The sequence below is a fragment of the Deinococcus depolymerans genome (genome assembly GCF_039522025.1).
GTDB lineage: Bacteria > Deinococcota > Deinococci > Deinococcales > Deinococcaceae > Deinococcus > Deinococcus depolymerans.
Genome location: NZ_BAAADB010000003.1, coordinates 505,026 through 517,851 on the forward strand (window position 1 = coordinate 505,026; position 12,826 = coordinate 517,851).

Genomic DNA, 12,826 nt, shown 5'->3' on the forward strand with positions numbered 1-12,826 from the left:
CCCGGCGCGGCCCTTCAGGGTTTGCGCCGGCGCACCCCGTAGGTCAGCAGCGAGGCGTACATGCGGGTGCGGGCGGTCGCGCCGCGCCAGAAGCCGCGTTTCTTCTCCTTGACCACCTGCGCCACGTTCGGCAGGTCCACGTACGCCCAGCGGGCCCCCGTGACCTTCAGGTGCCGGGTGATCGCCGGTTCCGGCCAGCGTTCCTGATCCAGGCCCGGCACGCCCAGCAGCCACTCGCGCCGGCAGGCCCGCTGCCCGCTCAGGTGCGGCGTGAGCTTGTTGCCCCAGTCGGTCACGAACCCGCCGCCCTCGAACACCCCGATGCTCATGTCCAGCTGCCCCGAGCGCACGGGCGCCGCCAGCGTCTCGAGATGCGCGGCGCTCAGGCCGGTCAGGTCCGCATCGAGCAGCACGACCAGCTCGGCGGTCGTGGCCTGCAGCGCCGCCAGCAGCGCCGCACCCTTCCCGCCGTTCTGGGCGAGTTCCACCACCTGCGCCCCGGCGTCCCGCGCGGCCTGGGCGGTGCCGTCACTGCTGCCGTCAGACGCCACGACCACGTCCGGCGTGAAGTCCAGTGCCACCCTGACCACCGACCCCACCGTGTCCTGCTCGTTGAACGCCGGGATGAGAACGGCCAGGGAAGGTGAACGCGGAACCGCAGACATGCTGTCATGGTAAGCGAAACGCCCGCCCGCACCGGCCGGTACGGGCGGGGGCGTCCCCGGCGGCGCGGTCAGTGGAGGGCGGACAGATCGGCTTGCGCCTGCCCCTGCAGGTCCGGCCGGATCACGTCCATCGCCTCGTCCTGTCCGGCGGCGGCGGCCAGCCAGCGACCGTGCCGCACCAGGATCACGTTCAGGTCCGGCACCCGCACCACCAGCAGGTCCTGCAGGATCATCGGCGCGTGACCGGGAATCACGACCGCCAGCTCGGACTTGTAATCCAGCCGCAGCGTCACGGAGCGCGTCCCCGCCTGCAGGGTCAGGGGCCCGTCCCCGAGCTGCACGCTCAGGAACCCCCCGGTGTCCGGCAGCTCGAAGCTCTCGCCGCTCAGCGGTTCGGCCAGGGTCTCGGGACTGCGCAGCGCCACGTGCAGCGCCTCGTGCAGGCGCCGACCCAGCAGCGGGTGGACGCCCAGCGCGTCGGCGGCCGCGTGGAAGGTCTGCGCGGCCTGCGCGGTGTCCGTGCGGCTCAGGCGGACCATCAGGGACTCCACGCCCTTGCGGGCGAAGGCCATCAGGGCGTCCGGGGTGGCGTCGTGGTACTTGCGCGCCGACGCGCCCTGCAGGGACGGCAGGTCCAGCGCCGCGCCGCGCAGCAGCTGCGCGGCGGCGCGCGCCAGCCGCAGGAACACGAACTCGCCGCCCGGGTCCAGCAGCAGCGACACCGCCCGGCCCAGCGCCGCCCGTTTGCCCAGTTCCAGCGCCGCCTGGCTCTCCAGGCGCAGCATCAGGTAGTCACCGCTCACGAAGGCGCGCAGTTGCGTGTCGGGCAGCGTGATGCTCTGCGGGCCGTCGGGCGCGTCCCGCGAGGGGCGTAGCAGCGCCACCTGACCGGCCACCTGCATCTGCCAGTTCTTCCCGATCGGTTGCCACAGCAGGTCCAGGCCGCGCCAGCGGGCCGCCTGACCGCCGCGCAGGTTCACGACCAGCACGTCCGCGCCCTCGTCCGGCCCGCGCATGGCGGTGGCCGGATGACGGGCGTACAGGACGCTGCCGTGCGGCACCACGCCCAGGGTGGGCAGCGGCGCGGCCGCCATCAGCGGTTCCAGGAACTCGGTGACGCTGCGGACCGCCGCGCGGATCGCGGGCCGCTCGCGCGGATCCCGCGGCATGGGGTACTCGGCCTTCAGGGCGCGGATCAGGGTCGCGCGCGCCTCGGGGGCCAGGGGTTCACGCTCGGCAGCCTCCAGCCGCGCCGCGAGCACGTCCTCGTCCGCGTGACGCGGAAACGGTTCGGCCGCCACCTGCGACAGCGCCGCCCGCACCCGCTGGCGACCCGCGTCGGTCAGCAGCAGGTTCGACAGGGCCAGGGCGAGGTTCTGCACGACTTCCGGGTCGTGCAGGTCCATCAGCGGATCGTTCGCCGGCGGAACCGGCACCACCGTCCCGCCCTGCCCGCCGGCCCGTTCGGCGTTCTCGGTGACGGTGTACAGCACCCGCAGGCGGGCCAGGGTCGGCTCGCGCTGCCAGCGCAGCGCCTGCTCCCGCACCTGCCGCGCCGCCTGGTGGTGCCAGGCGAGCAGTTGCAGTTCCTCCCAGGCGCGCGATTCGTCCGTCTCGGTGGTGGCCGGCGCCTCCCAGGTGCTCGGCCCACCGAACCCGGCGCGGACCGGGGCCGGCGTGGACCGGTCCGCCTTCTGCGCGGCGCGGTACTGCCGGTCCGCCTCGATCAGGCGGCGCAGCAGGGTGGGTTCCAGCGAGGCCTGCAGCAGTTCCTCGCGCAGCAGGCCCAGCGAACGCCGCCCGCCGCGCGGCACGCGGCCGGCCAGGGCGTCCGACACCTTGTACTCGAACAGCTCGATCAGTTCGGTCCAGTAGGTGGTCACGCGCGCCGTCCGTTCACCGCAGCGGCGCGACCACACGCAAGCAGGGCAGTGGGCATCCCCTCCAGTATGCCGCACGGACCGGCGCGCACGCGGCGCGTTCCGGCCGGAACTCCGCGCGTCACGGCAAGTGTAAGCTCCGCGCAAGGCCGGCCCTGTATAACTGTGGGTAATGTTCCCGCTGCCTCCCTCCCCGCGCCCGACCGGTGATTCACCGTGATCGCGCTGCTGCTTGTGCCGCTGTTCATCGTGGGCGTCCTGCTGACCGTCCGCGCCCCGGAACGGGCGCTGAGCGTCACGGCGGCCGTGGTGGCGATCCTGCTGCTGCTCACGGTGGCGGGCCTGGCGCTGACCGCGCAGGGCAGCCCACCCACCCTGGAGAACCTCGACCGTGCGCAGGGCGTGCTGGCCGCCACGGCCTTCGTCCTCGTCACCGGGGCCTTCCGCCTGGGCCGGGTCGTGATGCCCAGCCTGGACCGCCCCGGCCGCGCCGCCCAGAAGCAGCCGGTGCGGGTGCAGCGCACCTCGTCGCCCACGCCGCCGGCCCGCCGGCCCACGACCACGCAGACCGTCTCGGACCTGCGCTTCCAGGAGTACGAGGTGCTCGACCGGGTCGGGATCGGCGGGATGGGCAGCGTGTACCGCGCCCGCCGCCGCCAGGACGGCCGGATCGTGGCGTTGAAGGTCCCGCAGGACAAGTACCTCGCGGACGCCAAGTTCGTCAAACGCTTCTACCGTGAGGCGGAGGTCCTCAAGCGCTTCAACCACCCGAACATCGTGCGGGTCTACGACTACCGCATGCAGGACCCGGAACACTACATCGCCATGGAGTTCCTCGACGGCGACAGCCTCGAGGCCATGCTCGAGAACCGCACCCTGAGCTTCCACGAGGGCACGCAGCTGATCCGCGCGCTCGCCGACGCGCTGCGCCACATCCACATGCAGAACGTCGTGCACCGCGACATCAAACCCGCCAACGTGATGGTCCTGAAAAACGCCTTCACGGACGGCGTGCTGCGCGAGGGCGGCGTGAAACTCATGGACTTCGGCATCGCCGTCGGGAAGGTCCTGACCCGCCTGACCATGACCGGCGCGCGCGTCGGGACGCCCATCTACATGGCCCCGGAGCAGGCCAAGGGCAACCGCGTGGACGCCCGCAGCGACGTGTACTCGCTGGGCCTGCTCGCCTACGAGATGGTCACGGGCCAGACCGCCTTCAAGGGCAGTTACGAGGCGGTCGTGCACCAGCAGGTGTTCGAGTCCCCCAAACCGCCCAAGCAGGTGCGGCTGGAAGTGCCGGGCAAACTGAACGATCTGATCCTGCACATGATCGAGAAGGACCCCGCCTCGCGCCCCACCCTGGACGACGTGATCGCCCGCATCGATGCCGGCGTCCTGACCGACGAGGTCTTCAACGACCCCATCGCGCTCGCCATGAGCGTGCAGGAGAAGCGCGGCACGCTGCGCCTGCTGGACCTGAAAGGCAAACTGCGCGCCAGCCTGCGCGACCAGACCGGCGGCGCCCAGGGCCTGCCCGGCACGCCCAACGCCATGACCGGCGACCCGGAAGGGAACCTGTACGTCACGCTGCTCGACTACCGCCAGGGCAAGGCCGGCGCCCTGGTCCGCAAGCTCGGCCCGGACGGCGCGGAACTCCTGAGCTTCGGCCCCTACGGCCTGAACGAGGGCGAACTGCTGCAACCCGTCGGCATCGCCGCCGCGCAGGGCCAGGTGTTCGTGCTGGACGCCGAGGCGCACCAGGTGGTCGTATTCGACGCGCTCGGCCGGTTCATCCGCCGCTTCGGCGGGCGCGGCCAGGGCCTGGGCCGCTTCGAGAAGCCCAGCGGCATCGTCGCCGCGCCCGACGGTCACGTCTACGTCCTGGACACCGGCAACCACGAGGTGCAGCGCTTCAGCTCGCAGGGCGAGTACCTCAGCCGCTACGCCTTCCGCCTCGACCGCAACAGTGACAGCCTGCGTCCCCTCGAGGGACTGGGCGTGGACCAGTTCGGCGCGGTGTACATCGTGGACAGCGTGGCCCGCAAGGTCCGCAAGATCGAGGCGGACGGCACGCCGGGCCTGACCTTCGCCATGGAGACCCTCGTCGGGGAACCCACCGAGGCCCCATGGCTGATCCAGGTCGGCCCGGACGGCCAGATCTTCGCCGTGCGTCAGGGCGGCCAGGTTCTGCGGACCTTCTCCAGTGTCGGCGACCTGCTCTCCTCGAACGACATGTACGCCCCGGTGCAGGCCATGAGCATCCTGAGCCGCCCACAGGTCCTGCAGCCCGCGTGAATACCTCCGCCCCCCGTCCGGGCCTGCCCACCCTGACCCTCTACACCCGGCCCGGCTGCCACCTGTGCGAACAGGCCGCCGCTCACCTCGCCCAGCTGGCATTCAGCGTGCAGACCGTGAACGTGGACCTCGACCCGCAGCTGCGCGCGCAGCACGGCGATCACGTGCCCGTCCTGGCCCTGGGCGAGCGGGTGCTGGGGCGCGGCGCGTTCAGCCGCGCGCGCCTGAGCACCCTGAAACTCGCCCTGATCCGCGAGTACCGGCCCGACTGATACGGACTTCGATTGAATGGGCTGCAAAGGCCATTCAATCCGAGCGGACTCGCAGAGCTTCGCAGCAGAGCGAGCAGGAGAGAAGCGGGTTCCGGACGTGGAGTTGACAGATGGGTGGTGTTCCGATCTGTCAACGAAACAAACGGAATCCGTATGACCCACCCCGACTGCCCGCCCCGGCCCCTTCCCGCCCCCCTCCCACCCCGAGGGGGCCTTTCTGCCGCGCCCCGGCGGAATGCGGCGGCCCGAACCGTTCCGGATGCGGACGGGACGCTATGGTAAACGCATGAACGTCACCCCCCCCGCCGGAGCGCACGCGTGAGCTGGCTCGAACGCCTGCGCGACGGGCTCAGCAAGACCCGCCAGCAGATCAACTCCACCGCCGGGTTCCTCGGACAGGACGTCCGGGACGTCGTCACCAACCGCCTCGACACCATCGAGGACCTCGAGTACGCCCTGATCGCCGCCGACGTGGGCCGCGCCGCCACCGAGGACATCCTCGAGGACATCCGCCGCGCCGAGGGCAAGGACCTCCAGCAGGCCCTGATGGACGCCCTGACCCTGCAACTCGAACCCGACGCCCGCCGCGCCGAATTCCGCAAGCTCGGCTTCGCGCCCGACGCGCGGCGCACCAGCGTCGACCCCAAAGGCCACGTGGTCATGGTCATCGGCGTGAACGGCGTCGGCAAGACCACCACCATCGCCAAACTCGGCCAGTACTACATGAACCGCGGCAAGAGCGTCATGTTCGCCGCCGGGGACACCTTCCGCGCCGCCGCCGGCGCGCAACTCGGCGAGTGGGGCGAACGGCTCGGCATTCCCGTCGTGCAGGGTGCCGACGGGGGCGACCCCGCCGCCGTCGCCTTCGACGGTGCCAGCGCCCGCGCCGCGCGCGGCACCGACCTGCTGTTCATCGATACCGCCGGCCGCCTCCACAACAAGCACAACCTGATGGAGGAACTCAAGAAGGTCCGCCGCGTCGTCGAGAAGGCCGACCCGGCCGAACCCTCCGAGACGTGGCTGGTCCTGGACGCCGTCACCGGCCAGAACGGCCTGCAGCAGGCCAAGAAATTCCACGAGGCCACCCCCCTGACCGGCGTGATCGTCACGAAACTCGACGGCACCGCCAAGGGCGGCATCCTGGTCGCCATCGTCCGGGAACTCGGCGTGCCCATCAAGTTCATCGGCGTGGGCGAGCAGGCCGATGATCTGCAACCCTTCGACAGCCAGGAATTCGTGCGCGCCCTGTTCGACGTGAACATCCCGCGCGAGTAAAGAACTGGCAAGGCAGGCGGGCGGCCCGGTTGAATGGGGTCGCCCGCCTGCCGTCCAGACTCATGCGGACTCCGTCTGTTTCGCTGCCAATCCGGAACGTCACCGGATTGCCAGCTCCACGTCCGGAGGGGCGTTTCTCTCCCACCCGCATCCGCTCGGACTGAAGGGCTTTTGCAGCCCCTTCAATCCGAGTTCGTATCAGGGAATGTCGAGTTCGCCCTGCCAGCCGGCCGGGAGGTCCAGCAGCTGGCGCAGGGGCGTGTCGCCGTGCTTGAGCAGGAAGGTCAGGAAGTTCATCTCGCGTTCCTGGGGCACGCCGTTCGGGAGCAGGTGGGCTTTCAGGCGGGTCAGCTGGCCGCTGCGGTCGTTCTCGGCGCGGGCCAGGGCGCGGGTGGCGAGGTGTTGCAGGTGCGCCACGCGCGCCGTGGTGCGGGCGCGGGTCCGCTGCGCCGCGCCGTGCAGGGTCGGGTCCAGCGCGGCCAGTTCGTCGGTCAGGGTGCGCAGGTCGGCGTCCAGCGCGGCCAGTCGCGCGGCGCTGACGGCCGCCGCGCCCCGCTCGGCGGCCAGGGCGCGGCCCAGCACGCCTTCCGGGTCGGCCTGCACCTGCGCGGCCGTGGCGTTCAGGCGGCCCAGGAGGCGGCGCACGTTCGGTTCGACCCAGATGACGCTCAGGCGCGGCCACAGCAGCGGCTGCCCCAGCCCGTGCAGCGGGTACACGTCCCGCAGCTGCGCGCCGTACGCGATCTCGCCCGGCCCGACCACGAAGGCCAGGGTGGGCAGCAGCGCGTCCTGCACGGTCGGGCGCAGGCCAGCGGCGGGCGTGAGGCGGCTGGGGTCGCCCGCCAGCACCGCGAGCAGGTCCGCGTGCGAGTACGCGGCGTGGTCGGTGTGGAAGGTGCGTCCGTCGAAGCGCAGCAGGCGGCGCTGCCCGTCCGCTTCCTCGATGAACAGGTTGGTCGCCCCGGCCGGGCGGCGCAGTTGCGGCACGAACCCGTCGGTTTCCAGGCGGGCGGCGGCCGCCTCGATGGCCTCGCTGGACGCCAGGGGGCGCTCCAGTTCGCGGGCCAGGGTGGGGGCCATCAGGGCCGCCAGGGCCGGGTGCAGCGGGTCCAGGACCAGCAGGCCCGCCGGGGCCAGCAGGCCGTGAATCAGGCGGGCGAACACGTCGGCGTAACTGCCCGCACCCGCCGGCCCGCTCACGGCCCGGTCGAAACGGGCGCGGACGGCCGCCACGTGCGCGGCGGGCGCATCGAAGGCGTCCAGCAGCGCGTGAACCTGCGCCGTCCACTCGGCGCGCCACGGCACGCGGCCTACCGGCACGCCCTGCGGAACGTCCAGCGTCAGGTGGTGCAGGCGTTCCGCGAGGTCCAGCAGGGTGGTGCCGGCCACCTCGGCCGCGTCGTGGTCCTGACTGGCGATCCAGTACACGGCGACCACCGGGGCGTCCTCGCGGTCCTCCTGGCGGGCCAGCAGCGCCGCGTCGGCCGCCTTGTGCACCGAGTACGCCGGGCCGGTCAGCGCGCCCGCCTGCTGGCCGGTCACGACCACGCGGGACGCCGGGTGCGCCAGGCGTTCCAGTGCCGCGTGCGCGTGCGTGTCCAGCGTGCCCAGGTCGCGGTGGTAGGCGCGCAGCGCCTCCGTCAGCGCGGCGCGGTCCACGTCGCCGCGGGTCTCTGCGCGCGCCTGTTCCAGCGCCCCGGCCGGCAGGCGGAAGTACGCCTGCATGCCACCGTTCCTGTATTCCGCTCCTGCGTTCCGCGCCATGGTTCTTCCTTCCGCCCGGCGCTGCTCGGTGGCGGCGCGGGGTCCGTCCCCGGCGTCTGCCGGGGCGCGTGCGTGCCCTGTCGTGTGCCGGCATTCCGGTTCAAGTGGCAGCGGGCCTCACACTACACTGCCTGTCACAGCACACTGTGAAATAAAGCCCGCGCGGGCCACTCAGCGGAGCGGTTCGCGCGTGGCGCGCAGCAGGCCCGCGCGGTCCGTCAGAATGATCCGCCGGTAGCCCAGGTCCAGCAGGCCGCGTGACCGGAAGTCCCCCAGCAGTTTCGTGATGGTCTCACGGGTACTGCCTACCACGTGCGCCAGGTCCTGGTGAGACACCCGGTCCCGCAGGGCCTGCGTGCCACCTTCCGGCCAGGGGCCCTCGCGCTCGGCGAGGGTCAGCAGCGCCAGCGCCAGCCGTTGCGACACCTCCAGGAACACCAGCCCCGAGAGCCGTTCCTGCACGCCGCGCGTCTGCCGGGTGATCTGCTCGGTCAGCGCGACGCCCACCGCGGGCTGCGCCTGCGTCAGGCGGCCCAGGGCGTCCTGGCCCAGCATCAGGGCCTCGGTGTCGTCCATCGCCTCGGCGTACACGCCGCAGCGCTCGCCGGGAATCAGGGCCATGACGCCCAGCAGCGCGCCGGGTCCGTGGACGTCCAGCGTGACCTCACGCGCGCCGGAACCCAGCCGGTACAGGCGCACCGCGCCCCGCGTCAGGAGGTACAGCGTCTCGGCCGGGTCCTCCGGGTGGTACAGCAGTTCGGCGCGGGTCCAGCGGCCCTGCCGTCCCGCCGCGACCACCTGCGCCTGAGCGTCCGCAGGCAAAGCACCGAAAGCACCGGGCAACATGCGTAGCAGTATGCCGCACGCACGCCGCTCCGACGCAAGCCCGCCCCCCACCGCCCCCGCTGCCCGCCCCCGCCGCGGCGCGCGGCAGGTACAATCCGGCTCAGCATGCCTGACCCAGACCACTCCCAGCGCCTGAGCCTGTTCGACCTGCCGCTGGATCCCATCTCGCTGGACGCCACGCTGGACCGCCTGGGCGACTGGATCTACCGCTCACCGCGCGCCCCGCACACCGTCGTGACCCTCAACCCGGAATTCATCGTGCAGTCCCGCACCCAGCCGGACTTCGTGACGGCCATGCAGGCCGCGGACCTCGTCACGGCCGACGGGGTGGGCATCGTGTGGGCGGCGCGGCAGCTGTGCGCGCAGGAGGTGCCGCGTGCGCCGGGCTTCGACATCGTGCAGGGCCTCATGCGCCGCCACGGCGCGGACCTGCGCGTGTTCTTCCTGGGCGCCAAGCCCGGCGTGGCCGAGGTCGCCGCGCAGAACGCCGCGCGCGACTACGGCATTCAGGTCGCAGGCATCCACCACGGGTACTTCGACCTGCCCGAGGATCAGCGCGTGGCGGAACTCGTGCGCGACAGCGGCGCGGACCTCGTCCTGACCGCGATGGGTGCCGGCCGGCAGGAGACCTTCAACCAGTACTGGCGGCAGGTCATGAACACGCCGGTCATGATCGGCTGTGGCGGCGTGATCGACGTGCTGGCCGGCACTGCCGACCTCGCGCCCGCCTGGACGCGCCGCCTGGGCGTCGAGTGGATCTGGCGGGTGGCGGGGGACCGTAAGCGCTGGAACCGCGCGCCGCGCCTCGCGAAGTTCGTGCAGATGGTCCGCGCCGAGAAACGCCGCGCCGCCCGCGCCGGCTGACCCACGCCCCGGCCGGACGTTCAGGCGAGGCCGCAGGCGCGCTGCACCAGCAGGTGCAGTTCGTCGCGGCCCAGCCGGCGGGCGTCGAGCGTCAGGTCGTCCGGAAGGGTGCTCAGGCCCGGCACCAGCGGCGCGAAGCGCAGTTCCGGCCGGGCGATCAGGTCGCGGCTGGCGGTGAGTGCCAGCGTGAAGTCCACACGCAGTTCGAAATGGGCGTTCAGTTCCTCGCGCAGCGGATCCGGGTCGCCGCTCAGGAGCGCGAGCAGCGCCGGGTGAGGCGCGAACCCGTCGTCGAGGTCCCGGACGGTACGCAGCTCGTCGAGAAAGATCCCGGCCCGGCCGATCGCGTAGCCGCTCACGCGGCGGCGGCACACGTCCGGCGCGTCGCCGCGCACCAGCGTCACCTGTCGGCCCGCGCGGGCCGCGCCGCCCAGCATGGCCCACAGCCGACTCAGGCTGGAGTACCGGGCGAGTTCCACGTACCCGGCCGGCCGGTGCGGGAGCGGTCGGACAGGCCGTTCCGTGTGTGGGGCGCTCATGCCCGGATGCTACCGCCTGCGGGGGGCGGGGGACCGGGCGGCGCGTGCATGAAGGGCAGGTGAATGACCGGCGCGACGAAGCGCGACAGGGAACGCAATCTGAGAATTGTTGAACGCGGTACAACTCGGAGCATGGACACCTCCAACGTGGACGCCCAGGCGCTGCTGGCCGGGCTGGACCTCGACGCGCTCGCCCGCCTGAACCGACGACTCGACCTGGGCGCCCTCGTGAAGGCCGCCGCCGGCATGAGCGACGCGCAGCTCAGGGGCCTGACCCGCCTGATGAGCGCCGCGCCCGGGAAGACCCCCAGCCTGCCCACCCCGGACGCCGACTTCTTCGGGCAGATGGACACCCTGACCCAGGCGCAGCGTGACTTCGCCGGCGAGGTCCGGGGCTTCATGCACGCGCACGTCGCGCCGGTCATGAACGAGTACTGGAACCGCGACGAGTTCCCCCGCCACCTGATCCCGGAACTGAAGAAACACGACTTCCTGCGCCGCATCTGGAACGAGGACGGCAGCCGCACCCCCGACGCGACCGTCATGGAGGGCCTGTTCACCATGGAGGCCTGCAAGGTGGACGTGAGCACCGCCGTGTTCTTCGGCGTTCACGCCGGACTGGCCTTCGCGTCCATCGCGCTGGGCGGCAGCGACACGCAGAAGGCCGAGTGGCTGCCCAGGATGCTCGACATGGACGTCATCGGCGCGTTCGGCCTGACCGAACCCGAGGGCGGCTCGCAGGTCAGCCAGGGCATGCGCACCACCTGCAGACGAGACGGTGACAGTTGGACCCTGCGCGGCCAGAAGAAATGGATCGGGAACAGCCCCTTCAGCGACTTCACGGTCATCTGGGCCCGCGACGTGGACACCCAGGAGGTGCGCGGCTTCATCGTCCGCGCCGGCACGCCCGGCTACGAGGTCGAGAAGATCCAGGGCAAGACCGCGCTGCGGATCGTCGAGAACGGCCTGATCACCCTGAGCGACTGCCGCGTCCCCGACACCGACCGCCTGCAGAACGTGCAGGGCTGGCGCACCACCGCCGAGGTCCTGAAACTCACCCGCGCCGGTGTCGCGTGGCAGGGCGTCGGGTGCGCCATGGGCGCCTACGAACTGGCCCTCGCGTACGCCCAGACCCGCGAACAGTTCGGCAAGCGCATCGGGGAATTCCAGCTGATCCAGAACCACCTCGTGCACATGCTGGGCAACGTCACCAGCCTGTTCAGCCTGTGCCTGCGCCTGAGCCACATGGCCGACGCGGGCCACATGCGCGACGAGCACGCCGCCCTCGCCAAGGTCGTCACCGCCGCCCGCTGCCGCGAGACGGTCGCCCTGGCCCGCGAGACCTTCGGCGGGAACGGCATCCTGCTCGAGTACGGCGTCGCCAAGCACTTCGCGGACACCGAGGCCATCTACTCCTACGAGGGCACCAACGAGATCAACACCCTGGTCGTCGGGCGGGCCATCACCGGCCTCAGCGCCTTCGTGTAAGGGTGGGGGGTAGGGAGGGAGGCAGGACCGGGCCTATGCTGGGGCCGTGAGCACCGAACCTGCCCAGACCCCCCCGGCCCCTGCCCGCTCCCGGCGCCGCCCGCGCCTCTCGCCGCGCGTGCGGGCGTGGGTGATCGCGGGCGTCTCGTTGCTGGGCGGGTACCTGATCTCGACGGCGCGGCAGGCGGTCGTGCGGCCCCCGCTGATCGTCGGGCAGGACGCCGTTCCCCCGTCCGGCCAGGACACGGCGCGCGTGACGCTGGAGAACGTGGGCGGCCCCGTCATCGACATCCGGCCCGCGCAGGGCGAGGCGGACACGCTGCTGGTGTTCTACCCCGGCGGACTGGTGCGCCCGCAGGCGTACGAGTGGCTGGGCCGCGCGCTGGCCGCCCGTGGCGTGCAGACGGTCATCCCGGCCTTCCCGCTGGACCTCGCCGTGACCGGAATAGGGCGTGCGGACGGATTGATCGCGCAGTACGGCCAGGGCAGGCGCGTGGTGATCGCCGGGCACTCGCTGGGCGGCGCGATGGCCGCGCAGTACGCCGCGAGTCACGCGGGCAAGCTCGCGGGCCTGATCCTGATGGCCGCGTACCCCGCCGGGAACGTCAGCCTGAAAGACCAGACGCTGCCCGTGCTGTCACTGCTGGCCGAACGGGACGGGGTGGCCGCCCCCGACGACGTGCGCGGCGGCCTGGACCGCCTGCCCGAGGGTACGACCCTGACCGTCATTCCCGGCGCGGTCCACTCGTTCTTCGGGCGGTACGGCCCGCAGAAAGGCGACGGCCTGCCCACCGTCACGCACGCGCAGGCGGAAGAGGAGATCCTGAACGCCGTGCAGGCCTTCCTCACCACACTGAAATGACCCGGTACGCTGGGGCCTGACGCGCCGCCGGCTTCCCCTGGCGCTGACACTCCCGCTGCTGGCCGGGTGCGACCCG

Annotated in this window: 11 protein-coding genes; 6 read left to right on the top strand and 5 right to left on the bottom strand. The window is 72.0% G+C overall.

The genetic code is table 11. The features are described 5' to 3' along the window. Positions 1 to 14 precede the first annotated feature (14 nt). Both ABDZ66_RS02740 and ABDZ66_RS02745 read right to left on the bottom strand, forming a co-directional pair. The gene (locus ABDZ66_RS02740; protein ID WP_343755768.1) at positions 15 to 665 is read right to left on the bottom strand and encodes a glycosyltransferase family 2 protein; all 651 of its coding nucleotides are present in this window, start codon (positions 663 to 665) and stop codon (positions 15 to 17) included. A 68-nt stretch (positions 666 to 733) separates the two neighbouring features. Next, positions 734 to 2,548: a hypothetical protein gene (locus ABDZ66_RS02745; protein ID WP_343755770.1), complete on the bottom strand. Its 1,815-nt coding sequence runs from the start codon at positions 2,546 to 2,548 to the stop codon at positions 734 to 736. A 213-nt stretch (positions 2,549 to 2,761) separates the two neighbouring features. Between ABDZ66_RS02745 and ABDZ66_RS02750 the strand changes: the two genes are divergently transcribed. The 3 genes from ABDZ66_RS02750 to ftsY all read left to right on the top strand — a co-directional run bounded on the left by ABDZ66_RS02750 (position 2,762) and on the right by ftsY (position 6,387). Beyond that, positions 2,762 to 4,840 carry a protein kinase domain-containing protein gene (locus ABDZ66_RS02750; RefSeq protein WP_343755771.1) on the top strand — a complete coding sequence of 693 codons (2,079 nt, stop codon included), beginning with the start codon at positions 2,762 to 2,764 and terminating at the stop codon, positions 4,838 to 4,840. Then, positions 4,837 to 5,112 carry a glutaredoxin family protein gene (locus tag ABDZ66_RS02755; protein WP_343755773.1) on the top strand — a complete coding sequence of 92 codons (276 nt, stop codon included), beginning with the start codon at positions 4,837 to 4,839 and terminating at the stop codon, positions 5,110 to 5,112. Before ABDZ66_RS02750 ends, ABDZ66_RS02755 begins: the two co-directional genes overlap by 4 nt. 318 nt (positions 5,113 to 5,430) lie before the next feature. After that, on the top strand, positions 5,431 to 6,387 hold the full coding sequence (gene ftsY, locus ABDZ66_RS02760) for a signal recognition particle-docking protein FtsY (RefSeq protein WP_343755775.1): 957 nt from the start codon (positions 5,431 to 5,433) through the stop codon (positions 6,385 to 6,387). Between the two features lie 198 nt (positions 6,388 to 6,585). Here the strand turns inward: ftsY and bshC are convergent, their stop codons facing one another. Both bshC and ABDZ66_RS02770 read right to left on the bottom strand, forming a co-directional pair. Continuing rightward, positions 6,586 to 8,151: a bacillithiol biosynthesis cysteine-adding enzyme BshC gene (bshC, locus tag ABDZ66_RS02765; protein WP_343755778.1), complete on the bottom strand. Its 1,566-nt coding sequence runs from the start codon at positions 8,149 to 8,151 to the stop codon at positions 6,586 to 6,588. 171 nt (positions 8,152 to 8,322) lie between these two features. After that, the gene (locus ABDZ66_RS02770) at positions 8,323 to 8,997 is read right to left on the bottom strand and encodes a Crp/Fnr family transcriptional regulator (protein WP_343755780.1); all 675 of its coding nucleotides are present in this window, start codon (positions 8,995 to 8,997) and stop codon (positions 8,323 to 8,325) included. A gap of 105 nt (positions 8,998 to 9,102) precedes the next feature. Here ABDZ66_RS02770 and ABDZ66_RS02775 point away from each other — a divergent pair, with 105 nt between their 5' ends. Next, on the top strand, positions 9,103 to 9,861 hold the full coding sequence (locus ABDZ66_RS02775) for a WecB/TagA/CpsF family glycosyltransferase (RefSeq protein ID WP_343755782.1): 759 nt from the start codon (positions 9,103 to 9,105) through the stop codon (positions 9,859 to 9,861). A gap of 20 nt (positions 9,862 to 9,881) precedes the next feature. Here the strand turns inward: ABDZ66_RS02775 and ABDZ66_RS02780 are convergent, their stop codons facing one another. Then, positions 9,882 to 10,400, bottom strand: coding sequence for a hypothetical protein (locus ABDZ66_RS02780; RefSeq protein ID WP_343755784.1), 519 nt, complete (start codon positions 10,398 to 10,400; stop codon positions 9,882 to 9,884). Between the two features lie 132 nt (positions 10,401 to 10,532). On the opposite strand from ABDZ66_RS02780, the gene ABDZ66_RS02785 reads away from it, so the two are divergent. Then, a complete protein-coding gene (locus ABDZ66_RS02785) occupies positions 10,533 to 11,888 on the top strand; it encodes an acyl-CoA dehydrogenase family protein (RefSeq protein ID WP_343755786.1) in 1,356 nt (451 codons plus the stop codon). Positions 11,889 to 11,934: 46 nt separating this feature from the next. Beyond that, positions 11,935 to 12,750 carry an alpha/beta fold hydrolase gene (locus ABDZ66_RS02790; RefSeq protein WP_343755788.1) on the top strand — a complete coding sequence of 272 codons (816 nt, stop codon included), beginning with the start codon at positions 11,935 to 11,937 and terminating at the stop codon, positions 12,748 to 12,750. Positions 12,751 to 12,826 lie beyond the last annotated feature (76 nt).